The sequence below is a fragment of the Arthrobacter sp. Z4-13 genome (assembly GCF_054792705.1).
The window spans coordinates 751,313-777,219 of record NZ_CP096459.1 but is presented as its reverse complement, the minus strand read 5'-3'; the positions used below and the strand labels follow the sequence as shown (position 1 = coordinate 777,219).

Genomic DNA, 25,907 nt, shown 5'->3' with positions numbered 1-25,907 from the left:
CATCCGGGAGGAGTAGTGCCCATGGCTTATCGGGCAGCGGAGGCGGGCTCCGCCGTCGCGCTTTCCTTCGCCTGCGCCGCCTGCGCCGCCGGCTGCACGGGCTGGATGTCCACGGTGCGCCGCAGTGGCTTTTCCTTGATGAACAGCACCGATACCAGCGCGACGACGGTCACGGCGGCCGAGATCAGGAAGACTTCCGCGGTGGCATCGCCATACGCTGCCCTCATGATGTCGCGGACTGGTTCCGGCATGTGTGCCAGGTCCATGCTGGAGCCGGCGGCGCCGCCCTGCACCGGGATTCCGGCTGCCACCAGTCCCTGGGTGGCCAGTTCGCTGACACGGTTGGCCAGGACGGCGCCCAGAACGGAGACGCCGATGGCGCCGCCCACGGACCGGAAGAACGCCACGGAGGCGCTGGCTGTTCCGATGTCAGCAGCCCGGACAGTGTTCTGCACCGCCAGGACGAGATTCTGCATCAGCATGCCCAGGCCCAGGCCCAGCACCGCGGTGAATACGCCAGTGTGCCAGAGTTCCGTGGTGTGGTCCATGGTGCCGGCGAGCCCGAGTCCGCCGATCAGCAGGATGGAACCGGCAATCAGATAGCCCTTCCACTTGCCCGTCCGGCTGATCAGCAGGCCGGAAGCCACAGAACCGGTGAGGTTGCCGGCGATCATCGGCAGGGTGAGGAGCCCGGCCTCTGTGGGGGTCGCTCCCCGGGCCACCTGGAAGTACTGGCCCAGGAACGTGGATGAGCCGAACATCGCGATGCCCACCGCCACGGAAGCGATGATGGCCAGTGCTGTGGTGCGCTCGGAGATGATCTTGAGCGGGATGATGGGCTGCTCAACCTTCGATTCCACCAGCACCAGCAGCGCCAGCAGGAGTACACCGCCACCCACCATGAGAGCCGACTGCCAGGACATCCAGTCGTAGTAGGCCGGGTTGCCGGCGAAGGAGACCCAGATCAGGAGCAGGCTCACGCCGGAGGTCAGGAGGATGGAGCCGAGCCAGTCGATCTTGGCGGGGAGGCGGACGTGGCTGATCTTGAGGGTGACCTGCAGCAGGATCAGTGCGACGACGGCGAGCGGCACGCACACGAAGAAGGTCCAGCGCCAGCCGAGCGGGCTGTCCACGATAAAGCCGCCCAGCAGCGGCCCGCCGGCGGTGCCGACTGCCATCACGGCGCCCATGTAGCCGGAGTACTTCCCGCGGTCCCGCGGCGGGATCATGGTGCCGATGATGGCCTGGGCCAGTGCGGTGAGTCCGCCCATCGCGACACCCTGGATTACCCGTGCTCCCAGGAGCAGCGGGATGGTTTCGGAGAGGCCGGCCATCACGGAACCGGCCACGAAGATCACAATGCTGAGCTGGACCAGCACCTTTTTGTTAAAGAGGTCAGCCAACTTGCCCCAGATGGGGGTGGTGGCAGCGTTGGCCAGCAGCGCAGCCGTGATGACCCAAGCGAAGTCCGTCTGCGTTCCGTGCAGGTCGGACATGATGGTCGGCAGCGCGTTGGCCACGATGGTGCTGCTGAGGATGGCCGTGAAGAACGCGGCCAGGAGCCCCGTGAGGGCTTCCATGATCTGGCGGTGGGACATCTCAGGAGGCGTCCCTGCGGGTGCGGTGGATACCTTGGCCGGGGCGGCGGTTTGGCTTGCCATAAGTGAAGCTCCTAGGAGGTGTGGCTTGTGATGGTGCCGGCCGCCTTTGCCCGGGCTGATTGTTTAAGTGACTCGGTGAGCTTTTGGAGGATTGCCGCGGTGCGGCCCGCGTCTTCCTCGCTCCAGTCGCGCAGGTAGTCCTGCAGGACGGCTGTCCGCTGCTCCTCGATGTGGCGGAGTTTTTGCGCACCCAGGGGCGTCAGGGCAACCAACTGGGCCCGGCCGTCGTCGGGATCCTGCCTGCGGACCACCAGGCTGTGCTCTTCCAGGTCCGCGATGTGGCGGCTGAGGACCGGGGCGCTGACGCCCAACCGCTCGGCCAGGCGGGTGGCCCGGGACTCCCCTTCACCGACGAAGCGCAGGACACCCTGGAGCGCTACTCCGGTGTCCTGCCCGCGCACGCTGGCGGTGGCAATGCACCGCACTGCGCGCTGGAGATCGAAGATCTGGTACACGAGATCCGCTGCCGTATCCGGTGCTACTGCCATGGCTTCAGGCACTCCTTACTTGTTTGCCTGAAGCAACTATATCTCAAGTTGGTTGCTTTGGGAAACTAAGTGCACGCGCGGGGGTGCCAGGGCTTGCAGGATGGAGCATAACCAACCGCGAACAGAACCGGTCGCAACCGCAGCTTGAAACGTAAGCATGCTTTCTATACTCTGGTTTCAGCTACTCCGCTTGTCCCCCATCACGCGGAGCGGTTGCCAAAAGGCCCCGCAACACGAACTCGTGCTGCGGGGCCTTTTACTGTCTCGGTTCCGGTGCAAGACCGGAGCAATTATGTGGGCAAGTGGGTGGGCGCGAACATCCTCAGGAGCGTTTCAACGACGACGACGTTGGGCCCGTCCGCGGTGAAGCCCGCCTTCAACGCCTCCCCCACGTCCTCAGGCGCCACTCGTGTGGCCGGCACGCCGAATGACTCGGCGAGTTTGACGAAGTCCGGCCGGGCGAGTTCGGTGGCGGTTGCTTTGCCGAACGCACCCACCATGTACTCGCGCAGGATGCCGTAGCCGCCGTCGTCCACGATGAGCCAGGTGACCGGCACGTTGTGCTGCTTCGCGGTTGCCAGTTCGGAGATGGAGTACATCGAGGACCCGTCACCGGATACGGCGAGGACCCGGCCCGGACAGCCCACCGTTTCCAGGCCAACTGCCGCCCCGATGGCTGCCGGGAAGCCATAGCCAAGCCCTCCTGCGCCCTGTGCAGAATGGAACTGCCCCTCGCGGGCGTCCCAGCAGCTCCAGCCCCAGTAGGCGGAGATGGTCATATCCCAGAAGGTCTGCATGTCCGCCGGAACTGCTTCACGGATGTCGGCCATGAACTTCAGCTCCGTGCCGAGGTCCTGGGATTCCAAGCGCGCGCGGACCTTCGCCAGCGATTCCTTCACCAGGTCCTCCGGCGCGGTGCCGTGCCAGTTCGGTACGGTGGCGCTGTCAGGCAGGAGCGCCTCGTCGAGGGCGGCGAGGGCCTGGCCGGCGTCGGCGCGGATCCCCAGCCCAGGGCGGTTGGACTCCAGGACCCGGGGTTCGGCGTCGATCTGAATGATCCGGCCCCGCGGTTCAAAAGTGAAGTAGTTGGAGGTGACCTCGCCCAGGGACGAACCGATCACCACCAGAACGTCCGCCTCCTCCAGCACATCGGTCATGTAGCGGTCCTCGATCCAGGACTGCAGCGACAGCTCATGGTTCCAAGGGAACGCGCCGTTGCCGCCTGGAGTGCAGATCACCGGAGCGCGGAGTTTCTCCGCGATCGAGAGCAGGGATTTCTCGGCCCGGCCCCGCCGGGCGCCGCCGCCGGCAATGATGGCGGGGCGTTTCGCCGCCTGCAGCCATTTCACCGCTTCGCGGACCAGCTCAACCCGGGGCGGGTTATCCGCCGCTTCGGCCAACGCGTCCTCGACCGGCGGCACCATAATCGGATCAAGCAGGACGTTCTGCGGGATTTCGATCCAGACGGGTCCCTGGGGTGAGGAGATCGCCTCCGTCCACGCATCCTGGATCGCCGACGGGATACCGGACGCATGCTGGATCAGCCGCTGGCTCTTTGTGACGTTTGCCGCCGAGGCCTTCTGGTCATCGAGTTGGTGCAGCATGCCCTTGCGCCGGGCGCCCAGGCCCTCGAGCGGGATCTGGCTTGCCACCACCACCATGGGAACACCCGTGGCATACGCTTCCTGCAGCCCGGCCAGCGATGTCAGGGCCCCGGGCCCGGTGGAAAGGAAGAGGACCCCCACTTCCCCGGTTGCCCGCGAGTAACCGTCTGCTGCGAAAGCGGAGTTGTTCTCCACCCGCGAGGACACAAACTGCAGGTTGCCCCTGCCCATCGCATCGAAGAGTCCCAAGGCATGCTGGCCAGGGATGCCAAAGACAGTTTTCGCACCCAGCGCCTCAAGGGTCTCGACGACGAGGTCCCCGCCGTTGCGGGCCCCCGTGCCTGCACTGTTCCCTGCGGGAGCAGCTGCCGTACCCGGACCGGAATCAATCACGTTGCCTACTCCTTTCCGGCGGCGGCGAACCCTGCGGGGCGTCGGCTTTCCTGGCCGAGGGCCTGTGCCGCGTAACCGGTGGCAGCCCCGAAGCGGTCACCAGCCACGGCGTTGTCAGCCATGAGTGTCACCAGCTCGTAAGCGACATGGCTTGCGGCGACGCCGGTGATCTCGGCGTGGTCGTAGGCGGGGGCCACCTCGACGATGTCGGCGCCTACCAGGTTCATGCCGCGGAAACCGCGGATGATTTCCAGCAGTTCGCGGCTGGTGATGCCGCCGGCTTCAGGGGTGCCGGTGCCCGGGGCGTGGGCCGGGTCAAGGACATCGATGTCAACCGAGATGTACAGCGGCCGGTTGCCGATGCGGTCCCGCACCTTGGCCACGGTTTCCAGGACGCCCTGGTAGTAGACGTCCGCGGAGGTGACGATGCCGAACCCAAAGCGATGGTCGTCGTCGAGGTCCTTCTTGCCGTACAGAGGCCCGCGGGTGCCGATGTGGCTGATCGCCTCAGTGTCCAGGATGCCCTCCTCGACGGCGCGGCGGAACGGCGTGCCGTGTGTGTACTCCGCGCCGAAGTAGGTGTCCCAGGTGTCCAGATGAGCGTCGAAGTGCAGCATGGCGACGGGTTCACCGGCGCGTTCGGCGGCGGCCCGGAGCAGTGGCAGGGCGATGGTGTGGTCACCGCCCAGGGTTACGAGCTTGCTGCCGCCGGCGGTGAGGTCCAGGGCGTTCTGCTGGATGGTCTCGATGGCTTCATTGATGTTGAACGGGTTGACGGCCATGTCCCCGGCGTCGGCCACCTGGACATTTTCGAAGGGGCTGACGTCCCAGGCGGGGTTATAGGGGCGGAGCAGGCGGCTTGCTTCACGGACGTGGTTGGCGCCGAAGCGGGCCCCCGGGCGGTAGGAGACGCCGGAGTCGAAAGGAACGCCCACCACCGTAATATCGGCCGTCTCCACCTGGTCCAGGCGCGGAAGCCGGGCGTAGGTGGCTGCCCCGGCGTAGCGGGGAATACGGGATGAATCGATGGGGCCAAGGTTGCCGTTGGCTTCGATGCGCAGCTCTTCCAATGGAGGCCTCTCCTTCGAGGAGTTGGGGGACTGATGTGACTGCCATCATACAGCCTGTTTTCATATGTGCACCATCTGTTTACTTCTCAGCTCCGGGCCGCGAAATCCCCACAAGCACAGGAGGCAGCGCGGCCACTGGGCGCGGAGCCACCATGCGGTTCACCACTGGGGGCGAAGCCACCAAGCGGGCAGGAACGCACAGCCCGGCCGGGAAGAACCAGCGGGCGGGAGGGTCAGCGGCTGGCGGCAGGGACCAGGACCCAGAGAACTTCGACTGGCTTGTCCGTGGGGTTGATCCAGGTGTGCGGTTCCCGGCCGGGGAAGGTCACGGTATCCCCGGCACTCAGGTCATACTCCTCATTGGTGAGGATCAGCCTGATGTTGCCCTTGATGACATGAAGGACGTCGACGTCGCAGTCCACGGCGTAGAGCTCCGTCTCGCCGCGGCCGTGCGGCTCGATGCAGGCCTGAATGATCTGGATGCGCCGCTCGGAACGGGCTGTGAGCAGGCGCTCCACAATGCCTTGGCCGCCGAGGGAGATCCGGGGACCATCATTGCGTTTGGTGAGATGGGTTTCCGGCGCCGCAAACAGGTCACCAATGGAGATCGAGAGGACCTGGCAAAGCGTCACAAGCGAGGCTACGGAGGGGGACGTCAGGTCCCGTTCCACCCTGCTGAGGAAGCCCTTGGTGAGTCCGGTGGCGTCAGCGACCTGCTCGATGGTGAGCCGCTGGGACTGCCGCGCGGCGCGGATCCGGGAGCCGATGGCAACCGGTACATTGCTCGGCTCAACTGGCAGTGCCTTCATCTGCGTACCTTTCATGGCCGGCCGCCCGGCCCCACTCTGGAGCAATACTAATGGCCAGCGGCTTCTGTGACGCCTGCATGGCGCGTATGGCTCGGTCGGTCGGCGACCTCTTGACTGTTATCGCCGTCACAGCCTACGCTTTGGAAAACACTTGTTGCCTATAGAGCAATATTTGAGAATCCACTCTCACACTTATCCTCGTGCAGCGGTTCCCGGCTTCCCCTTTTCCCCTTTACCGGGAGAACACCCCGCCCCGGCTGCCAACAGCTCCAAGGAGTCCAACGTGGACGCAAATGTCATCAACATCGCCATCGTGGTGGTGTACCTCCTCGCCATGCTGGCATTCGGCTGGTGGGGCAAGTCCCGCACAAAGAACAACAGCGACTTCCTGGTCGCCGGCCGTCGCCTTGGCCCGTTCCTTTACACCGGCACGATGGCCGCCGTCGTCCTGGGCGGTGCTTCCACGGTGGGCGGCGTTGGCCTCGGCTACAAGTTCGGCATCTCCGGGATGTGGCTTGTCGTCGCTATCGGCGCCGGCGTCCTGCTCCTGAGCCTGCTGTTCGCCGGAACCATCCAGAAGCTGAAGATCTACACGGTTTCGCAGATGCTCACCCTGCGCTACGGCAGCAGGGCCACGGAGGCTTCCGGCATCGTGATGCTCGCCTACACCCTGATGCTCTGCGCAACCTCTACCGGCGCCTACGCCACCATCTTCGTGGTGCTCTTCGACTGGGAACGCGCAATGGCAATCGCCGTCGGCGGCGCCATTGTGCTGATCTACTCCACAGTGGGCGGGATGTGGTCCATCACCCTGGCTGACCAGGTGCAGTTCATCATCAAAACCGTCGGCATCTTCTTCCTGATGCTCCCCTTCACCCTCAACGCCGCGGGAGGCATCGACGGCATCCGCAGCCGGGTGGATGAGAGCTTCTTCCAGATCGACGGCATCGGCCTGCAGACCATCATCACCTACTTCGTGGTGTACACCCTGGGCCTGCTGATCGGCCAGGACATCTGGCAGCGTGTCTTCACGGCCAAGACAGCCAAGGTGGCCAGGTGGGGCGGCGCAACCGCCGGAATCTACTGCATCCTCTACGGTGTTGCCGGTGCTCTCATCGGCATGGCCGCCAGCGTGGCGCTGGCCAACATCGAGATTGCCGCCCAGGATGACGTCTATGCCGAAGTGGCCCAGACCCTGCTGCCCGTCGGCATCGGCGGACTGGTGCTGGCGGCTGCTGTAGCGGCAATGATGTCGACAGCATCGGGCGCACTCATCGCCGCCGCAACCGTTGCCCGCGCCGATGTCCTGCCGTTTGTGGCCAGCTGGTTCGGCAAGACCATCAACACGGAGGACACCGACAATCCCGAGCACGACGTCAAGGCCAACCGCATCTGGGTCCTGTCCCTGGGCATCATCGCCATCATCATCGCGATCATCACCAAGGACGTGGTCGCGGCCCTGACCATCGCGTACGACATCCTGGTGGGCGGCCTCCTGGTGGCCATCCTCGGCGGCCTGGTATGGAAGCGCGGCACCGGTGTGGCCGCCGCCGCTTCCATGGCCGTTGGCTCCGTGGTCACGTTGGGCACCATGATTGTCCTGGAAATCAATGCAAAGGCGCCGCTTGACGGCATCTACGCCAATGAGCCCATCTACTACGGCCTGCTCGCATCCGCCGTGGTGTACGTCGCGGTTTCCCTGCTGACCAAGCCCACCGATCCCCAGGTGATGCGCAACTGGCAACGCCGCGTTGCCGGGCAGGACACCCTGGAGACTTCAGCGGACGCAGTTTCCGCCCCCTAGCGGCAACGCCGACGGCACTCACGACGGCGGCACCCCAGCTTCGCTTCCAAGCGAAGCTGGAGTGCCGCCGTCGTGCGTTCTATTCAGTGTCGCGGACCTCGTCATCGTCCAATGGGACCGGGCGATCCTCTGCGTCAATAACTACCGGCGGCACCTGGACGACGGGCTCCTCCGCGTCCAGGAACTCATCCTCGGTGTCCCAGTCCTCTTCGCTGACGGGCACATCCTCGGCATAGTCGTAAGCGGGATCGGCTTCTACCGAATCAAGGTGGGGCATGTCCGGGTGCTGTCCGGTGGTGTTCATTGTGCAACCTCCGTTTATTCGCCTCTGACGTGCTCTTTTCCGGTGGGCGCCGGCGTGCGCCACAGTTTCATCACAGCACCGCAGGGTGCCGCGGTCAAGGGTCAGCACCGGAAGCCAGGAGCCCCCGGAAGCCCAGCGGTTTGAGGGATACCGAAACTCCGGAGTGAGGGAAGCCAGCCGAAAAACCGCGGATTTCCGCGGTAAGCTGGCCATTGCAATGGGGCCGAACCATACCCCATCCAGCCCAGGAGTTTACGTGACTCAGCACGCCGATCCATACCGCCGCCGCGCCGCCCCGTCAGAGTCGTTTCCCTCAGATTCCGGCCCGGCCGGACCCTCCCCCGCCGCCCGGCAAGTACCCCAGCCCACCGCCGCGGACATCCGCCGCTGGCGCCAGTACCTGGCGGATGAGCGTGCCGAGGCTGCTGTCTACCGGGACCTGGCGCAGAACCGGAAGGGTGAAGAACGCGACATCCTCCTGGCCCTTGCCGAAGCAGAAGGACGGCACGAAGCCCACTGGCTGGGGCTCCTTGGCCGACACGCAGGCAAGCCCCGCCCTGCCTCCTTGCGAAGCCAGCTGCTCGGTTTCCTGGCGCGCCACTTTGGCTCGGTCTTTGTGCTGGCCCTCGCGCAGCGCGCAGAAGGCCGCTCCCCCTACGCCAAGGACCCCAACGCAACGGACGCGATGGCTGCCGACGAGCAGATCCACGAGGAAGTGGTCCGGGGACTGGCCACCCGCGGGCGCAACCGGCTGGCGGGCACCTTCCGCGCCGCCGTTTTCGGCGCAAACGACGGCCTGGTCAGCAATCTTTCCCTGGTGATGGGCATGGCGGCATCCGGCGTGGCCAGCAGTGTGGTGCTGCTCAGCGGCATTGCCGGTCTGCTGGCCGGCGCCATGTCCATGGGAGCCGGAGAATTCATTTCGGTCCGCTCCCAGCGCGAACTCCTGGCAGCCACGCGCCCCACCCAGGTCACCCTGGCCGCGGCCCCCAAATTGGACATCGAGCACAACGAACTGCTGCTCGTGTATTTGGCCCGGGGCATGACCCAGGAAGCGGCGCAGCACCGCGTTGCCGAACGCATGGGCCTCCTGACCTGCGACTGCGATCCCAGCCTGTCCCTGCAGCCGGAGCTTTCCGAGGCCGAGGACCAGCACGAAGCCGTGGGCACGGCGTGGGGTGCGGCCCTGTCCAGCTTCTGCTTCTTTGCTTCGGGGGCCGTTGTCCCCATCCTGCCGTTCCTGTTCGGCATGACCGGAGTAGCGGCCCTGGTGGTGGCAGGTGTGCTCGTGGGGCTTGCTTTGCTGGTCACCGGCGGCATCGTGGGCCTGCTCTCCGGCACGTCACCGCTGACCCGCGGCCTGCGCCAGCTTGCCATCGGGCTCGGCGCCGCGGCGGTCACCTACCTGCTCGGACTGGTTTTCGGAACGGTTGTCCATTAGCAGTAAAATTCACTGGCAGTGAAGTTCACTGGCAACAGGTTCGCTGGCAGCAGCAGCGAATGAGCGGGGCCGACATAATGGGGGTTCAGTGATGGACGGGCAGCCGCCTCGCCATGCCGGGAGGCGGGCGCGCACTGGAACCGGCGGCAGGGCCCTTCGTTTTGTGCTCAAGGGTGCCCTCTTTTCTGCTGCCTTGCTGGGGGCAGCGTTGGTGCTTGACGATCCGCGGTTGAAGGATTTCCTTGATCTCCGCCTCGGTCCGGGTGCTGCCGGGCAAGAGGGCCGCGCGCCAGAATCCGGGACCGCCGGGGAAGCCGGAGGGCAGCCCGCGGCGGAGGCACGGACAGGAGCGCCGCCGGCGGGAGTGGAGGAAGAGGCAGCTCCCCTGGGCGCGCCCGTACCACCGACCGTGGGCAGTGATTCCTACCGGTTCCTGGCGGTCAACGGCGACGGAAGCCCGGTTGGGTACTCCCCGTGCCGGCCGCTGCACTATGTCATCAATGACGGCCTGGCGCCGGAGGGGTCGCAGCAACTGGTTTCGGAAGCCATCATTACTATTTCCGCTGCCACCGGCATCACTTTCGTCTACGACGGCACCACCGGCGAACTGCCGTCGCCCCAGCGTCCGCCCTATCAGCCCGATGCATACGGCGAGCGCTGGGCTCCGCTTCTCATCGCGTGGACCACGCCGGAAGTTGCACCGCAACTGAAGGGCAAGGTGATCGGCACCGGCGGCAGCACCCACTATGGCTACGACGACGGTCCCAAAACGTTCGTGACCGGCGGCCTGGACCTGGACGCACCACAGATTGCCGATGAACTGCTGAACCCGGATGGCCACCGCTACGCAACCGCAGTGATTCTCCACGAGCTCAGCCATGTGATGGGGCTGGACCATGTGGAGGACCCCACCCAGCTGATGTACCCGGAGATCGGCACGCCCGAGGGACTGTCCGCTGGGGACCTCAACGGCTTGTACGAGTTAAGCAAAGCGCAGTGCCGCAAGGACCTCTGAGCAGCCCTGCCGCAACGGGACGTCCTGGCTAGCCCCGCAGTACTGCCACAGCCTCGTCCACCGTCTCCACCAGGAAAATCCGGTCCGCCATTGGCCTGCCCGTGGCCAGGCTGCGGAGCATGGGCCACGCCGGATACTGGTGCTTCCAGTGGTGGCTGCCCACCAGCACCATGGGCGTGATTTTCTCGCGGGCACCGTAGTAATTTTCACAGGCGTCCTGGAAGATCTCCTGGATGGTGCCTGCTGCTCCGGGCAGGAAGATGATGCCCCCTTGGCAGAGTTCAAGCAGGATTGCCTCGCGGATGGCGTTGGCAAAGTACTTCGCGATGTGCGTGGCGAAGTAGTTGGGCGGCTCATGGCCATAGAACCAGGTGGGGATGCCCAGCGACGGCGTCCCGTCCGGGTAGCGTTCGACGACGGCAGCCGCCGCGCGCGCCCACGCGGACACCGAGGGACGAAACCCCGGGACGGAGGCGAGCGCTGAAAGCGCAGTCTCCAGCCCGCCGTCGTCCGCCTGGCTCAGGTAGGCACCCAGGTTGGCTGCCTCCATGGCTCCCGGTCCCCCTCCGGTTGCTACCACGTGCCCGTCCCGGGCAAGCAGCCTGCCGAGCCGTGCCGCCTGGACGTAGTCGGCACTCCCCCGCTGGGCGGCATGCCCACCCATCACGCCGACCAGGGACCGGGTGGAGAAGGGCCCGGAATGGATTGCTTCCTCCAGCGCATCACCTATGGCGTGGTCGTGCAGTGCTGACGCAAGGGTGGCATCCAGCCGGTGCCGCTGCCCGGTCTGGATGCTCCACTGGTAGATGCGTGCGTCCGGCAGCTCTTCATACGGGGCAGCCGCGAGGCCGGCGTAAAGCTGGGCCGGCGAGTACAAACCGGCCCGGTAGGGGTTGAAGGGAACTGCCTCCAGGCGCGGGAAAATCAGGGCTCCCCGGCGCCGGAGGGTGTCCTCCATTCCCTCATCAAAGGTGCAACCCAGGAAAATGGCGCCCTCAACGTTGACCTGCTCCAGGGCCGGGGCCCGCCCGCGCAAATCCAGCGACTGCGCGTGCCAGCCGTCCAGGTCCACACCGCCTGCTCCGACCAGGTGGTCGAAAGTGGCGAGGTCGTCCACGTCAAGGCTGCGGGGGCTGGCGCCAAGGTTTCCGGAGAGGTTCATATCCAGGACCTAAGGCGCCAGAAATCGGTTGCTCATGGACCAAGCCTAATCGGCTGCCCTGCCGCATGGCTCCCGGAAAGGCTCCTTGGCGGGCCCAAAAGTGCCTGCTATTATCGTCAACAAAGGCAGTATGTCCTATCAAGAGAACATAAGCGGACATTCGTGGATCCCGCAGAACCGGGACCCGCGGACCCAAGGGAGCGCTCAATGGCGAATCAATTAAACCTCAGCATCGACCGCTCATCGCCCGTGCCCCTTTACCATCAGGTGGTGCAAGGTATTGAATCGGCCATTCACACCGGCGTGCTGCCTCCCGGCAGCCGGCTCGACAATGAGATCGACCTTGCTGCCCAGCTCAACCTGTCCAGACCCACCATGCGCAAAGCCATGGATGAGCTTGTCCGCTCCGGGCTGCTGGTGCGCAAGCGCGGGGTGGGAACGCAGGTGGTTTCCAGCCAGGTCCGCAGACCGCTGGAACTCTCCAGCCTTTACGACGACCTCAGCAACAACGGCGCCAAACCCACCACCGAGGTCCTTAGCTTTTCCCATATTGAAGCCGATGCGGCCACCCGCGAGGCCCTCCATCTTCCCGTCGGCGCGAAGGTCTACCACTTCACCCGCCTGCGCAGGGTGGGCGGCAAACCCTTGGCACTAATGGAGAATTGGGTGCGGGATGACATCACTTCCCTCGACGAAGTCCAACTCAGCGAGCAGGGCCTCTACGGCATCCTGCGCAACGGCGGAGTGAACTTCCGGCTCGCTTCGCAGCGCATCGGAGCGATGGTGGCCAACGATTACCAGGCACCCCTGCTGGAGACCGAACCCGGCTCAGCCTTGGTGACCATGGAGCGCACCGCTGTGGACGACACCGGGCGCAATGTGGAAACCGGCCACCACGTCTACCGTGGCGATTCCTACAGTTTCGAAATGACCCTGGTGCAGCGCTGAGCGCGACGATCCCCGAAACGGCGCGAAGCGCCTAGACCACGCGGACGCCTCCCGGGCGCCCGTCCTTGAACGAAAGAGCAAAATCCATGGCCAATTGGGTATATCCGCTGGGTTCCGCCGCCGACGGCAGCTGGGACGTCTCTCTGGGAACGGCCGATTCGGCACTCAAGGTCGACGGCTGGGCCCACACCGGCCTGAAGATCGCAACCCTTGAGCCTGGTGCCGCCGTCGAACTTTCCGCCTCCGACGAGGAGCGCATTGTGGTGCCGCTGAACGGCTCCTTTACGGCCGACGTTGACGGTGTGGACTTTCAGCTGGCCGGCAGGAACAGTGTCTTCAGCGGCCCCAGCGACGTCCTGTACACCGGCACCGGGAAGGCCCTCACCATCAGCTCGGCCGACGGCGGCAGGGTTGCGGTTGCGAGCGCGCCGGCCAAAACGTCCTACCCCACCCGGCTGGTGACCGCCGGGGAAACACCGGTGGAGCTTCGCGGGGCGGGCAACTGCTCCCGCCAAGTGCACAACTTCGGGACGCCGGCCGCGCTGGAGGCTGACCGCTTTATCGTCTGCGAAGTCATCACTCCAGCCGGCAACTGGTCCTCCTACCCTCCCCACAAGCATGACGAGGAAAAGGACGGCGAGACCAGCCTGGAGGAAATCTACTACTTCGAGACACAGAAGGCCGCCAATTCCGCAGCCCCCGCCGAGGCTGATGCCATCGGATACCAGCGTGTGTACGCCTCGGACGAGCGGCCCATCGACGTGGCCGCGGAGGTCCGCACCGGCGACGTTGTCCTGGTACCGTACGGCTGGCACGGTCCTGCCATGGCCGCCCCCGGATACGACCTGTACTACTTGAACGTCATGGCCGGCCCGGGGCCGGTCCGCGACTGGCTCATCAGCGACGACCCGCACCATGGTTGGATCCGCCAGACGTGGGAGGGCCAGGACATCGACCCGCGGCTGCCGTTCACGGGCTAACTGCCAACGGCTGATGCCCCGTTCCGCAACTGCGGGACGGGGCATCAGTGGTCTCGGAAAGACTTTTAGCTGGCCACCTTTTGTGCAACGCGCACGGGCACGCCGCTGGCCAGGGACTCCTGTGCAGCGTCCGCCACCCGGGAGGCCATGATTGCGTCCTCCGGGGTGCAGGGATTCCCGCGCAGGCCCAGGATCAGCTCCACGAACGCCGCCATCTCTGCCCGGTAGGCAGCATCGAACCGTTGGGCGAAAGTGCGGTGCGCTTCGCCGGCGGGAAAGCCGACGCCGGCTTCTGCCGACGCCAGCGCTGTTGTGTCATCCAGTCCCACCAGGAGCGAACCGAGGGAGCCCTGGATTTCCAGGCGGACGTCGTGGCCGGCCCCGTTGTAACGGCTGGCAGAGACGGTGCCCAAGGTCCCGTCGTCGAACGTCACCATCGCAAGTCCAGTATCGACGTCCCCCACCGCACCGATGGCCGGATCCCCGTTGTTGGAGCCCTTTGCGTACACCTCCACAATCTCCCGGCCCGTCAGCCAGCGGAGGATGTCGAAATCATGCACGGAGCAGTCCCGGAACAAGCCGCCCGAACCCGCCAAAAACTCAACCGGCGGCGGCGCCATGTCGCATGTGACAGCCCGCAGCGAGTGGATCCAGCCGAGCTCACCCGCCTGGTAGGCACGCCGCGCCTCGAGGTAGCCGGGATCAAAGCGCCGCTGGTGGCCGATCTGCACCACGCCTTGCCGCTCCAGCACGTACTCGAGGACCGGCAAAGCGTCCGCCACATCCAACGCCACCGGTTTTTCGCAGAAGACCGGGATGCCGGCGTCCACCCCCGCCTTGATCAGGCCGGGATGGGTGCCAGTGCCGGTGGCAATCACCAAGCCGTCCAGGCCGGAGGCGAGCAGTGCCTCCACGGATGGGTAGAAACCGGCGCCCAACCGCGCCGCGGTGGTCCTCGCGTGCTCTTCGGCGACGTCCGTCAGCCTGAGACTGATCTCGATGCCCTGCGCATTCAGGACGCCGTTGAGCGCCACGATGTTGTCCGCGTGCATGGCCCCGATCCGGCCTACCCCCACCAAGCCAAGAGTGACACTCTTCATCGTTTTTCCTCGGCATAAACGGTGAAGGCGCTTCGAAAGGCGTCAAGGGCAGCGAAGCTGTCATCCTTGGCCCAAGCCTCCATGCCCACGGTGCCCGCGTATCCAAGACCGGCAAGGGCCTTAGCTACAGCTGCGTAGTTGATCTCGCCGGTTCCGGGTTCGCAGCGGCCGGGGACATCAGCGACCTGAATTTCGCCAATGTACGGCAGGGCGGTCCGCACCAATTCGATGAGGTTCCCCTCCCCCAGTTGAGCGTGGTAGAGGTCCAGCATCAGCTTGGCGTGGGAATGCCCGGCCGCTTGCACCAGAGCGAGCGTGTCTTTTGCCCGTGCCAGGGGAATGCCGGGGTGGTCAAGGATGGTATTGAGGTTCTCCAGGCAGAACGTTACGCCGTGCTTCTCGCCCAGGTTTCCGAGCCGCTCCAGGGTCCGCGCGCCCGTGTCCCACATCCTGCCCGTGGCGCGGTACGCAGGGCGGGCAGCGTGGCCATCGATGAGTTCCGCCGGATGCACCACCATGCGGCTGATTCCCAGTTCCAAGGCTGTGGGGATCAGCGTTTCGGCTGTCCGCACGACGTCATCGGCGGTATCGGGGTCTACCAGGCTGCCTGAGGTGTAGCCCGTCATGGACGAGAAGACGGCACCGGTGGCCTTCAACGCCTGGATGTCCTTGCCACGTGAATCCCACAGTTCGACGTCGAAGCCGGCCTCGTGGATCCGGCGCACCCGTTCCACGAGCGGAAGGTCGGTGAAGACCATCTCCGCGCACACTGCCAGGCGCATCAAACGGCTGCCTTCTGCGTGACAGCAACGGGAGCCCCGGACTTGACTGACTCAATGCAGGCCAGGGCCATGGCCAGGGCACGGCGGGCGTCTGCAGCGCCGGGGGTCAGCGTGGGGCCGGACGTCGGCGACGGCGTACCGTCCCGCTTTGCCCGCACCGCACCGGCGAAGTCGGCAAGTTCGTCCGTATAGGCCTGGCGGAACAGCTCGACGTTCAGCCGCGGGGTGTCGGCGGAGAGCCCCTCCGCGGTGTACCGGCGTGCTGCCGTTTCCGTGGCGCGGCCGGCTTGGACCATGCCGCGTGAGCCAAAAACTTCCCCGCGGATGTCATATCCGTAGAGGGCGCTGAAGTTTGCCTCGGCCACAGCCACGGCTCCATTGCTGTAACGGATGGTCACCACCGCGGTGTCCAGGAACCCCTGGTCACGCAGGGAGGGTTCCACGAGTGCGTCCGCCACAGCGTAAACCTCTACCGGCTCAGCACCTTCGTTGAACCAGTTGAGGGTGTCGAAGTCATGGATGAGGGTCTCCAGGAAAATTGTCCATGCCGGGACCCGGGCCGCGTTGGGGATGCTTCCGTTGCCGGGGTCCCTGGTCAGCGAGCGCAGGAGCTGCGGTGTACCGGCGATGCCGGCGGCGAGGTCCTTTTTGGCGGCCTGGAAGTCGTCCGCGTACCGGCGGTTGAAGCCGACCTGGAAGTGCACGTCCGCATCTTCGACCGCCGCGAGCGCGCCTTCGAGTTCCTCCAGGCCCTGCCCGGCCGGCTTCTCGCAAAAGACGTGCTTTCCGGCTGCGGCAGCCTGGGTGATGAGTGAGGCGTGGAAACGGGCCGGGCTGGCGATGATGACGGCGTCAATCTCCTGGTCAGCCAGGATGTCGTCTGCATTGGCAGTCACCTTCGCGGTGTCCAGTTCCAGGGCAAGGGTCCGGGCAGATTCAACGTTGGGGTCTGCGATGGCCGCCAAGACGGCGCCGGGGACGCGGCGGGCAATACTCTCCGCATGGAACGCGCCCATCCAGCCGGAGCCGATAAGCCCGATTCGTACAGGCGCCGGGCCTGCTGTGAGGTGGTGGGTGATGTAAGCCAAAGGCTTGTCCTTTCAATGGTTAGAACAGCAATGCTTCAGGCGGGTCCAGTGCTAGGCGTGGCGCGCGCTGCTTCCCCTGGCGACTTCTGCCGTTCCGGCGACGCCGGCAACTTCGGCCTGGACTTCCTTTACTACGTCGCCGTGGCCGCCGAGCTGCTCCAGTTCGTGCGCAAGTTCGGCAAGCTCCGCGCCGCCGGCCATCTGGGCGGTGAGCTCGTCCAGGGTGATGTCCTTTTTGTCGTAGTAGCCGATGGACTTGCCCCGTTTGAGCAGCAGGAACCGATCCCCGACGGGGAAGGCGTGGTGCGGGTTGTGGGTGATGAAGATGACCCCGAGGCCGCGGTCGCGGGCCTGCAGGATGTAGCGCAAAACCACGCCTGACTGCTTCACGCCCAGGGCCGCCGTCGGCTCGTCCAATATGAGGACCTTGGCACCGAAGTACACGGCCCGGGCGATGGCAACGCACTGGCGTTCACCGCCGGAGAGCTGGCCGATGGGCTGCTCCACGTCGCGCAGATCAATGCCCATTTCAGCCAGTTCCTTCTTGGTGATGTCCTTCATTTGCTGGACGTCCATGCTCTTGAACGGACCGAAGCCGCTGGTCAGCTCCGAACCGAGAAAGAAGTTGCGCCAGATCGGCATCAGGGGCACGACCGCGAGATCCTGGTAGACGGTGGCGATGCCGGCATCGAGGGCATCACGGGGCGAACCGAACTTCCGTTCCTCGCCCATGATGTTCAGCGTTCCTGCGTCATGCTGGTGCAGGCCCGCGATGATCTTGATCAGCGTGGACTTGCCTGCCCCGTTGTCGCCAAGGACGCAGGTGACGCGGCCGTTGTCCACGGCCATGGTCACATCCCGCAGTGCCACGATATTGCCGTAGTGCTTGCCAACACCCTCCAGGGACAGCAGGTGCACCGGGGTATGCGTGAGCGGATCTTTTTCATTCTGGAGCAGCGTTTGCTGGTCGATTTTCTGGGCGTTCATGTCCCGGACCCCTTACTTCAGTTCCGCGCGGCGCTTGACGATGAGGTTGACGATGGTGGCCAGCAGAAGCATGAGGCCGAGGAAGAACTTGAACCAGTCCGGGTTCCACTCTGCGTAGACGATGCCCTTGTTGGCCATGCCGAAGATGAATGCCCCGATAGCCCCGCCAATGGCCGAGCCGTAGCCGCCGGTCAGGAGGCATCCGCCGATGACGGCGGCGATGATGTAAAGGAATTCGTTGCCCACGCCCTCACCGGACTGAACGGTGTCGAAGGCGAAGAGGTTGTGCATGCCCAGGATCCAGCCGCAGAAGCCGACTCCCATGAACAGGCCGATCTTGGTGGCTTTGACCGGGACGCCGACTGCACGGGCGGCGTTCTCGTCCCCGCCGACGGCGAAGATCCAGTTGCCCACCTTGGTGCGCATCAGGACCCAGGTGGCGACGGCGACGAGGGCAATCCAGATGAAGACGGTGATTTTCACGTCGATACCAGCAATTGTCACCGAGGAAGCGAACACTGCCCGGGCTGAATCGAAGCCGTCCATGTTTGAGATGGACGGTGATGACACCGAACCGCCGATCAGCCGGGTGAGTCCCAGGTTCAGGCCGGTCAGCATCAGGAACGTGGCCAGCGTGACAATAAAGCTGGGCAGCTTGGTCTTCATCAGAATCCAGCCGTTGATGTAACCGATGGCGAGCGAGACAAGCAAAGCCAGGAAAACGCCCACCCAGATGTTCGTGCTGAAGTACCAGCTGAACATCGATGCGGTCAGTGCCGAGGAGATAACGGCGACGCCGGTTGAAAGGTCGAATTCACCGCCGATCATGAGCAAGGAGACCCCGACCGCCATAATTCCGATCGTGGAGCTGCCGTACAGCACTGTGGCGAAGGCATTGGGCTGGGTAAACGTCGGGGCAACGAGTGCGAAGAAGACAAAGAGGACGATCGCGCCAACGAGGGCACCAACCTCGGGCCGGCCGAGGAGTTTCTGCAACGGGCTGCGCTTGGCGATACGTTCATCGGCCGCCGGCGCTGCCGCCGTTTTGGTTTGGGTAATGGTCATGATGATTCTCCTTGCTGCCGGGCCGGCATTACCGGCCCGGCAAGCGGGCTATTTAGCGGACGCCCTGTTGGGCAAACGAAAGGGCTTCGGCAGCAGCGGCCTTATCCACGATTGCGGGCCCGGTCAGAACCGGCTGGCCACCGCCGACCCTGAAGCCGCCGCGCTTGGCCTGCCATAGTGCGTCGATTGCGCCATAGCCCTGCAGCCACGGCTGCTGGTCCACGGTGAAAAGAACTTCACCGTCGGCGATCTTTTGTGCCAACTCGGCGTTCATGTCGAAGGAAGCAACCTTCACTGCGCTGCCTGCGGCCGTAACAGCCTTCAGCATCGTGAGGGTGTACGGGGCGCCGAGTCCGATAACGACATCAGTGTCCGTGGCCGCCTGGATCTTGGCGGTGACGGTCGAGGAAACCTGGGTCATGTCCGTTCCGGTCACGTAAAGGATCTCCGTGGCAGGAACTTTTTCTTTCACACCGGCACAGCGGGCTTCCAGGCCCACGTGACCCTGCTCCTGGATGACGCAGATGGGGCGCTTGAGGCCCTCCGCCTGGAGCTTCTCCCCGACGGCCACGCCGGCGAGCCTTTCATCGGAGCCGAAGTGGGTGAATGCGCCAACCTGCGCAAATGTCGATTCCCCTGCATTGAGGCTCACGACCGGAATCCCTGCATCCGTAGCCTTCTTGAGTGCATCCTTCAGAGCTTCGGGCTTGGCAAGGGTCACAGCGATACCGTCGACCTTCTGGTCAACCGCCTGCTCAATGAGCTGGGCCTGGCGGCCACCTTCGGGGTCCGAGGTGTAAAGCAACTCCACGTTGTCCTTCGCAGCGGCCTCTTCCGCCCCTTTGCGGACGATGTCCCAGAAAGTGTCACCGGGAGCTGCGTGCGTGATGAGCGCAACCCGCATCCTTTCGGTCGTTGCGACCTGGCCCCCGCCGGCGGCACCGCCGGAATCAGAAGGCCTGCCCCCGGTGCTTGAACACGCACTCAATGCCAGCATCGGCACGACAGCCCCGACCAAAGCCGCCTTGCGCCATGAAAATCTTGCCACGTGAATCTCCTTTGATTTCAGCTCCGGGCTGCCGCTTCTCAGCTGCCGGAATAGTGCCTACAACGATCATGGTGACTAATAGCACACATGTCAACAGTTTGTCCTGACATTAGTACGTATTGATTTATTTGCCGGCAGGGTACCGGCCGCCGCTTGGCCTGGACGGGTACGGCAAAGGGCACCAACACCTTGGTCGGTGTTGGTGCCCTTTCTGTCTGTGCCAGGCGCAAAAGCGCTGCCAGCTACCCGGCAGGGGCTTCCACGGCGGTGGGTTTTGCCCCCGAAATACTCTTGAAGTAATGCTCCAGGTCCTCCAGGGTCTTGTCCTTGGTTTCCGGCACGTATTTGGCAGCGAAAGCAATCGCGCCTACGCCCAGGACGGCGAAGACAAAGAAGGTGTTGGAAAGCCCGATTCCCGCCAGGAGCTGCGGAAAGCCGAAACCCACCAGGAAGTTCACAATCCAGAGCACGAAGACGGACGCCCCCATTCCTAATCCGCGAATTTTCAGCGGGAAAATCTCTGAAAGCATCAGCCAGGTTACCGGTGAGATGGCACCCTGCTGGAAGGCGAGGAACGTGACCGTTAGTGAGAGGATCACAAAACCGCGCGCGGACCCTTCAGGAAGAATCAAGGAGAAGACACCTATGAGCAACAGCGCCGCTGTTGTGCCTACCTGACCGGTGATGAGCATCTGCCGGCGCCCCACCTTACCCAGCAGCCAGATGCCAACAAACGTGGCGACTACCGAGATGACCCCGTTGGCAATGTTGGCAGTCAGGGCTGCTTCCCTGCCAAAGCCGGACTCAGCCAAAATCTGCGTCCCGTAGTACATGATCGAGTTCACGCCGGTGATTTGCTGTATGACGGCAAGCCCGATGCCCACCAGGAAGATCCGGCGGAGCCACGGGATTCCCAAGTCTTTCCAGGAGCCCATTTTGGACTTGTAGTCCTCAACAGCCATGGCTTTGACTTCTTCAAACTCCGCACGCGCTTCAGCTTGGGACCTGATGCGTTGCAGCACGCTGAGCGTTTCACCGAAACTGCCCATTGAAGCCAGCCACCGCGGGCTTTCGGGCATGAAGTTCATCCCGATCCACAGCGCGATGGCGGGAAGGGTGGCGATCACCAGCATCCAGCGCCAGATGCCGCCAGCTTCCCCGAAGGTATTGCCCAAGTATGCGTTGAAGATGAAGGCCAGCAGCTGGCCGGTGACAATCATCAACTCGTTCTGCGTGACAATCCTGCCGCGTCGGGCGCTCGGCGAGACCTCCGCGAGGTACACGGGCACGGTCACGGATGCGCCACCGACGGCAAGCCCCAGCACGAACCTGGCGGCAATCATGACTTCGGTGTTCGGCGAGAAGGTGCAGGCAAGCGTGCCCAGGAGGAAGATGACGGCAAGGACCATGATCATCTTGCGTCGTCCGTTGCGGTCAGCGAGGCGGCCACCGAACAGGGCACCGAAGGCTGCACCGAAGAGGAGCGAGGACGTAACCAGGCCTTCGGTCAGCGGCGTGAGCCCCAGGTCCTCCTGCATGTAAGGCAGCGCGCCATTGATCACGCCGGTGTCGTAGCCGAAGAGCAGGCCGCCGAACGTTGAAATGATGGTGACGGTACGGAGTGCCCTTTTGTGATTTCGAGGCTTTGTCCCGGTCTCCGCAGGGACAGGGGCACTCATACACTGACCTTTTGCACGTGCTGCTTCATGGTCTCCAGCTGGTACCGGGACACGTCCTCTGCGTTCTCGTCCTCCGCAAAGACGCTGGATACCATGACGGTGTCGTCCCGGTCCAGGAAGCCGATGTCCTTCAGGCCGCCGAAAAATTCGTCCCAGTTGACGTCGCCGTCGCCGATTTTCAGGTGCTGGTGCACCCGCACGGCGTTACCGGGCGGGTTGGTGATGTAGCGCAGCCCGTGGGAGGCGTGGTGATTCATTGTGTCGGCCACGTGGACCAGGCGCAGCCTGTCCCCCGCAGCCCTCATGATGTCCATCGGCGAGTTCTTCATATGGAAGCTGTGCGAAGCCACGTACACCATGCCAACGTTCTTGGAGTTCAGGCCCCGGATCACCCGGATGGCTGCAAGACCCTCCTCCACGAAGTCGTCCGGATGCGGGTCGATCAGGAGGTCAATGCCCTCACGCTCGATGATGGGGAGCAGCTCCTCCATGGAACGGTAAAAGGCCCGCTCAGACTCTTCTGCCTTCTCCGGCCGGCCGCTGAACTCAGTGTTCATGGTGCTGACGCCGAGGTCCACGGTGATCTGGATGGCGCGCTTCCAGTAGCGGACTGCCGCCTCGCGGGCGTCCTCGTCAGGTCCCGACCAGCGGAGCACCGGCAGGACAGAGGCAATCTCAATTCCCGCATCCTTGCACGCTTTACTGAGCTGGCCCACCAGCTCGTCATCCGCCTTCGGATGGTTGTAGAAAGGGATGAAGTCCGGGTGCGGGGTCATCTGCATGTACTTGTAGCCGAGATCCGCCACCACCTTCGGAAATTCCAGCAAATTGTGGCTGTGGTGGAACGGCGTGGGATCAAGTGCGATTTTCACGTAAAACACTCCATTGAGGATCAGTTATGGGCGGAGGCGCGCAGAAGGGGACGGATCGCTCCGTCCCCTTCCCGGGTCCTACTTGTAGAGGTCGGGCTTGGCGGCCAGCTTCACAGCGACTTTCTCGCCGTTCTTCTGCGCTTCGACGCCGGCCTCGCAGCAGGCGGCGGTGGCGTAACCGTCCCAGGCGGTGGGCCCGCCAATCCCGCCACGGAGTGCAGCGTCCACCCATGACTGGATTTCGACGTCGTAGGCCGCACCGAAGCGCTCCTCGAAGCCGGGAGTGACGTTGCCGCCCCAGCGGCCAACGCTGCGGGTGTACGGACCCTTGTCCCCACCGATGTTCACGATGCCGTCCTCGAAGGAGGCCTGTGTTGCCACTTCGTAACCGAACTTGGCGTTGACGAAGATTTCGACGTCGGCCAGGACACCTGACTCGGTCTCGAGCAGGACGTGCTGGGGATCGTGCTGGCCGCCCGGAGCGTTCCTGGTCGCTTTGCCCAGCCGGACCTGGATGTTGGTGATTTCCTCGCCGGTGAAGTAGCGGATGGCATCGAACTCGTGCACCACGGAGTCGTTGATCAGCATCTCGTTGGTGAACCCTGCAGGCGTGGTGGGGTTCCGGTGCTGGTGGTGGAGCATGAGCAGTTCGCCCAGTTCGCCGTTCCGGATGATCCCGCCCAGAGCCGCGTACTCGGCGTCGAAGCGCCGCATGAAGCCCACCTGGATGCGCTTGTGGCCCAGGGCCACCTCGGCCTCGACGACCTTCCAGGAGGACTCGGCGTCCGGGGTCAGCGGCTTTTCGCAGAGGATCGGGATGTCCTTGGCGAGCGCCTTGAACAGGATGTCCTCGTGCAGGAACCCTGGGGTGGCGATCAGTACAGCGTTTACGTCACCGTTGTTCAGGGCTTCCTCGGCGTCGGCAAGCGCAACCGCGCCCGGAATGCCTTCGATGGCGGCCTGGGCACGGGCCAGGTCGACGTCCACGACGGCGGCAACTTCGGCTCCGTGGATGCGCTTGTTCAGTCGCTGGATGTGGTCGGCGCCCATGCGTCCGGCACCAATGACGGCTACGCGCAATGTTTCGGTCATTGTCTTTTCCTTAGGTCTCTTGGCGATGGTTAGCTGACAGCGGTGCGGGAGCCGCAGGACAGCAGGTAGTTGCGGGTGCGCTTGGCAATGGGCATCGGCACGTCGAACGCAACCGGGTACATGTCCTGCTCCACGATGCCGAAGATGGGCCGGTCCAGGGCCTCCACGGCTTCGATGACGGCGCGGAGATCCGGCAGGCCGTTCGGCGGTTCGGTCATGACGCCGGCCAGGTTGGCGGCGGCCCAGGTCATGTTTTCCTCGTTGACCTTCTGGAGGATCTCCGGGTTGATCTGCTTCAGGTGCAGGTAGCCGATCCGGTCGGGATAGTTCTTGATGAGCTCAAGGCTGGAGGCGCCGCAGTATTCGGCGTGGCCGGTGTCCAGGCACAGGTTCAGGTACTTCGAATCTGTAGCGCCCAGCAGGGTTTCGATGTCCTCCTGCGCACCGACGTGCGAGTCGGCGTGGGAGTGGAACTGCTGCTTCAGGCCGAAGTCCTCCAGCAAGGTCTTGCCCAGGCGATTATGGCCGGCGAACAGGTCGCTCCAGGCCTTGTCACCCAGGGTGCCGCTTTCCAAGGCTTCGCCGGTGACGTCGTCGCGCCACATGGCCGGGATGACCACGATGTGCTCCCCGCCCATGGCCGCCGTCAGTTCGGCCACCTTGCGGGCCGGCTCCCAGGCGCTTTCCCACTGGTCCAGGCCACGGTGGAAGGCGGTGAACACGGTCCCCGCCGTGACCTGAAGGTCGCGCTGCTTCAGTTCCTCCGCCAGCCGGGTGGGGTCCGTGGGAAGGTAACCGTATGGGCCCAGTTCGATCCACTTGTAGCCGGATTCGGCAACTTCGTCGAGGAAGCGTTCCCAAGGTGTCTGCTTGGGATCATCGGGGAACCAGACGCCCCAGGAGTCCGGCGCCGTGCCGATGATCAGCTTGTTCTCAGTCATGACAGCGTTGTCTTTCTTCTTGGGCGGTGGGGATCAGTTGGACGGGAAGTTGTAGGAGGCGCCGGAGGCGTGGTGGGTTTCGGGCCAGCGGGAGGTGATGACCTTGCCGCGGGTGTAGAAGCTGACGCCTTCGGGGCCGTAGATGTGCTTGTCGCCGAAGAGGGATGCCTTCCAGCCGCCGAAGGAGTGGTAGGCAACGGGCACGGGCAGCGGCACGTTGATACCGATCATGCCGACAGTGACAGAGCGCTGGAACGTGCGGGCTGCGGCGCCGGAGGAGGTGAAGATGGCGGTGCCGTTGCCGTAGGGGTTGGCGTTGATCAGCTTGATGCCTTCGGCGAGGTCAGGGACGCGGACGACGACGAGGACGGGGCCGAAGATCTCCTCGGTGTAGGCGGTCATTTCGGTTTTGACGTGGTCGATGACGGTGGGGCCCACCCAGAAGCCGTCTTCGTGGCCGGGGACCACGAGGTCGCGGCCGTCGACGACCATCGCCGCTCCTGCGGCTTCGGCTTCGGTGACGATCTTGACGATGCGTTCCTTGGACGCCGGGGTGATGACCGGGCCCATTTCGGCGTCGGGTTCGGTGCCGTTGTTGACCTTCACGGCCAAGGCGCGCTCTTCGACCTTCTTGACGATCAGGTCCGCGGCGTCCCCGACGGCGACGGCGACGGAGATGGCCATGCAGCGCTCCCCGGCGGAGCCGAACGCGGCGGCGGCGAGGTGGTCGGCGGCGTTGTCCAGGTCGGCGTCGGGCATGACGATGGCGTGGTTCTTCGCCCCGCCCAGGGCCTGGACGCGCTTGCCGTGCTTCGTAGCAGTTTCGTGGACGTACTGGGCGATCGGGGTGGAGCCGACGAAGGAGATGCCGTCCACGTCCGGGTGGGTCAGGAGCCCGTCGACGGTTTCCTTGTCACCGTGCAGGACCTGGAACACGCCGTCGGGCAGGCCGGCCTGCTTCCAGAGCCTGGCCAGGAGCATGGAGGCGGAGGGGTCGCGTTCGGAGGGCTTGAGGATGAAGGCGTTACCGGTGGCGATCGCCATCGGGGCCATCCACAGCGGCACCATGACGGGGAAGTTGAACGGGGTGATGCCGGCGACGACGCCGAGGGGTTCGCGGAAGTTGAACACGTCGATGCCGGTGGAGACCTGGTCCGAGTAGTCGCCCTTGAGCAGGGTGGGGATGCCGCAGGCGTATTCGATGACCTCGAGGCCGCGGCCGATCTCGCCCTTGGCGTCGGAGAGGACCTTGCCGTGCTCGCCCGTCACCAGCTGGGCAAGGTCGTCAACGTGGGCAGCGACGAGTTCACGGAACTTGAACAGCACGGCGGTGCGCTTGGCCAGGGAAATGTCGCCCCAGGTGTCGGCGGCCTTGCGGGCGGCGGCGACGGTAGCGTCCAGGTCGGCCCGGTTGGCTAAGCGCAGTTCTGCCGAGACCTTACCGGTAGCCGGGTTATAGACAGACGTGGTGCGGTCACCCTCGCCGGCGGTCTCGGCGCCGTTGATGAAGTGGTTGATGACGGTGGTCTCGGTGGTGGTGGCAGTCATGGGACTCTTCCTTGAGTAGTGAAAGG

Annotated in this window: 23 protein-coding genes; 5 read left to right on the top strand and 18 right to left on the bottom strand. The window is 64.5% G+C overall.

What is annotated here, in order from left to right; translation table 11 throughout:
• Positions 1 to 26 precede the first annotated feature (26 nt).
• The 5 genes from M1E07_RS05525 to M1E07_RS05505 all read right to left on the bottom strand — a co-directional run bounded on the left by M1E07_RS05525 (position 27) and on the right by M1E07_RS05505 (position 6,025).
• On the bottom strand, positions 27 to 1,598 hold the full coding sequence (locus M1E07_RS05525; protein ID WP_461190333.1) for an MFS transporter: 1,572 nt from the start codon (positions 1,596 to 1,598) through the stop codon (positions 27 to 29).
• Positions 1,599 to 1,672: 74 nt separating this feature from the next.
• Positions 1,673 to 2,149: a MarR family winged helix-turn-helix transcriptional regulator gene (locus M1E07_RS05520; protein ID WP_461189259.1), complete on the bottom strand. Its 477-nt coding sequence runs from the start codon at positions 2,147 to 2,149 to the stop codon at positions 1,673 to 1,675.
• A gap of 290 nt (positions 2,150 to 2,439) precedes the next feature.
• Positions 2,440 to 4,146, bottom strand: a complete 1,707-nt coding sequence (locus tag M1E07_RS05515; RefSeq protein WP_461189258.1) for a thiamine pyrophosphate-binding protein — start codon at positions 4,144 to 4,146, stop codon at positions 2,440 to 2,442.
• 5 nt (positions 4,147 to 4,151) lie between these two features.
• On the bottom strand, positions 4,152 to 5,216 hold the full coding sequence (gene speB / locus M1E07_RS05510) for an agmatinase (RefSeq protein ID WP_461189257.1): 1,065 nt from the start codon (positions 5,214 to 5,216) through the stop codon (positions 4,152 to 4,154).
• A gap of 233 nt (positions 5,217 to 5,449) precedes the next feature.
• Positions 5,450 to 6,025 (bottom strand): helix-turn-helix domain-containing protein, encoded by a 576-nt coding sequence (locus M1E07_RS05505; protein ID WP_461189256.1) that lies wholly within the window; start codon positions 6,023 to 6,025, stop codon positions 5,450 to 5,452.
• Between the two features lie 283 nt (positions 6,026 to 6,308).
• On the opposite strand from M1E07_RS05505, the gene M1E07_RS05500 reads away from it, so the two are divergent.
• Positions 6,309 to 7,829, top strand: coding sequence for a sodium:solute symporter family protein (locus M1E07_RS05500; RefSeq protein ID WP_461189255.1), 1,521 nt, complete (start codon positions 6,309 to 6,311; stop codon positions 7,827 to 7,829).
• A 79-nt stretch (positions 7,830 to 7,908) separates the two neighbouring features.
• Here M1E07_RS05500 and M1E07_RS05495 read toward each other — a convergent pair whose 3' ends face one another.
• The gene (locus tag M1E07_RS05495; protein ID WP_461189254.1) at positions 7,909 to 8,133 is read right to left on the bottom strand and encodes a hypothetical protein; all 225 of its coding nucleotides are present in this window, start codon (positions 8,131 to 8,133) and stop codon (positions 7,909 to 7,911) included.
• 256 nt (positions 8,134 to 8,389) lie between these two features.
• Between M1E07_RS05495 and M1E07_RS05490 the strand changes: the two genes are divergently transcribed.
• A complete protein-coding gene (locus tag M1E07_RS05490; protein WP_461189253.1) occupies positions 8,390 to 9,574 on the top strand; it encodes a VIT1/CCC1 transporter family protein in 1,185 nt (394 codons plus the stop codon).
• Between the two features lie 91 nt (positions 9,575 to 9,665).
• The gene (locus M1E07_RS05485; RefSeq protein ID WP_461189252.1) at positions 9,666 to 10,589 is read left to right on the top strand and encodes a matrixin family metalloprotease; all 924 of its coding nucleotides are present in this window, start codon (positions 9,666 to 9,668) and stop codon (positions 10,587 to 10,589) included.
• A gap of 28 nt (positions 10,590 to 10,617) precedes the next feature.
• On the opposite strand, the gene M1E07_RS05480 is transcribed toward M1E07_RS05485, so the two are convergent.
• Positions 10,618 to 11,751 carry an LOG family protein gene (locus M1E07_RS05480; RefSeq protein ID WP_461189251.1) on the bottom strand — a complete coding sequence of 378 codons (1,134 nt, stop codon included), beginning with the start codon at positions 11,749 to 11,751 and terminating at the stop codon, positions 10,618 to 10,620.
• Between the two features lie 207 nt (positions 11,752 to 11,958).
• Here M1E07_RS05480 and M1E07_RS05475 point away from each other — a divergent pair, with 207 nt between their 5' ends.
• Entirely contained in the window at positions 11,959 to 12,699 is a 741-nt protein-coding gene (locus tag M1E07_RS05475; RefSeq protein ID WP_461189250.1) for a GntR family transcriptional regulator, read from the top strand.
• An 86-nt stretch (positions 12,700 to 12,785) separates the two neighbouring features.
• Positions 12,786 to 13,679, top strand: coding sequence for a 5-deoxy-glucuronate isomerase (iolB, locus tag M1E07_RS05470; RefSeq protein ID WP_461189249.1), 894 nt, complete (start codon positions 12,786 to 12,788; stop codon positions 13,677 to 13,679).
• Between the two features lie 65 nt (positions 13,680 to 13,744).
• Here iolB and M1E07_RS05465 read toward each other — a convergent pair whose 3' ends face one another.
• From M1E07_RS05465 to M1E07_RS05415, 11 genes are all read right to left on the bottom strand, one after another.
• On the bottom strand, positions 13,745 to 14,779 hold the full coding sequence (locus M1E07_RS05465) for a Gfo/Idh/MocA family protein (RefSeq protein ID WP_461189248.1): 1,035 nt from the start codon (positions 14,777 to 14,779) through the stop codon (positions 13,745 to 13,747).
• Positions 14,776 to 15,561: a TIM barrel protein gene (locus tag M1E07_RS05460; protein WP_461189247.1), complete on the bottom strand. Its 786-nt coding sequence runs from the start codon at positions 15,559 to 15,561 to the stop codon at positions 14,776 to 14,778. The genes M1E07_RS05465 and M1E07_RS05460 overlap by 4 nt, the downstream gene beginning before the upstream one ends.
• Positions 15,561 to 16,649 (bottom strand): Gfo/Idh/MocA family oxidoreductase, encoded by a 1,089-nt coding sequence (locus tag M1E07_RS05455; RefSeq protein WP_461189246.1) that lies wholly within the window; start codon positions 16,647 to 16,649, stop codon positions 15,561 to 15,563. The genes M1E07_RS05460 and M1E07_RS05455 overlap by 1 nt, the downstream gene beginning before the upstream one ends.
• 51 nt (positions 16,650 to 16,700) lie before the next feature.
• Positions 16,701 to 17,636: an ATP-binding cassette domain-containing protein gene (locus M1E07_RS05450; protein WP_461189245.1), complete on the bottom strand. Its 936-nt coding sequence runs from the start codon at positions 17,634 to 17,636 to the stop codon at positions 16,701 to 16,703.
• Between the two features lie 12 nt (positions 17,637 to 17,648).
• Positions 17,649 to 18,701, bottom strand: a complete 1,053-nt coding sequence (locus M1E07_RS05445; protein ID WP_461189244.1) for an ABC transporter permease — start codon at positions 18,699 to 18,701, stop codon at positions 17,649 to 17,651.
• A gap of 52 nt (positions 18,702 to 18,753) precedes the next feature.
• Positions 18,754 to 19,749 carry a substrate-binding domain-containing protein gene (locus tag M1E07_RS05440; RefSeq protein WP_461189243.1) on the bottom strand — a complete coding sequence of 332 codons (996 nt, stop codon included), beginning with the start codon at positions 19,747 to 19,749 and terminating at the stop codon, positions 18,754 to 18,756.
• 242 nt (positions 19,750 to 19,991) lie between these two features.
• Positions 19,992 to 21,428: a sugar porter family MFS transporter gene (locus tag M1E07_RS05435; RefSeq protein WP_461189242.1), complete on the bottom strand. Its 1,437-nt coding sequence runs from the start codon at positions 21,426 to 21,428 to the stop codon at positions 19,992 to 19,994.
• Positions 21,425 to 22,300 (bottom strand): sugar phosphate isomerase/epimerase family protein, encoded by an 876-nt coding sequence (locus M1E07_RS05430; protein WP_461189241.1) that lies wholly within the window; start codon positions 22,298 to 22,300, stop codon positions 21,425 to 21,427. The genes M1E07_RS05435 and M1E07_RS05430 overlap by 4 nt, the downstream gene beginning before the upstream one ends.
• A gap of 78 nt (positions 22,301 to 22,378) precedes the next feature.
• Complete coding sequence (locus tag M1E07_RS05425) at positions 22,379 to 23,392, bottom strand: Gfo/Idh/MocA family protein (RefSeq protein WP_461189240.1); 1,014 nt, start codon at positions 23,390 to 23,392, stop codon at positions 22,379 to 22,381.
• Between the two features lie 29 nt (positions 23,393 to 23,421).
• A complete protein-coding gene (locus M1E07_RS05420) occupies positions 23,422 to 24,333 on the bottom strand; it encodes a sugar phosphate isomerase/epimerase family protein (RefSeq protein WP_461189239.1) in 912 nt (303 codons plus the stop codon).
• Between the two features lie 33 nt (positions 24,334 to 24,366).
• On the bottom strand, positions 24,367 to 25,881 hold the full coding sequence (locus tag M1E07_RS05415; RefSeq protein WP_461189238.1) for a CoA-acylating methylmalonate-semialdehyde dehydrogenase: 1,515 nt from the start codon (positions 25,879 to 25,881) through the stop codon (positions 24,367 to 24,369).
• Positions 25,882 to 25,907: the final 26 nt, after the last annotated feature.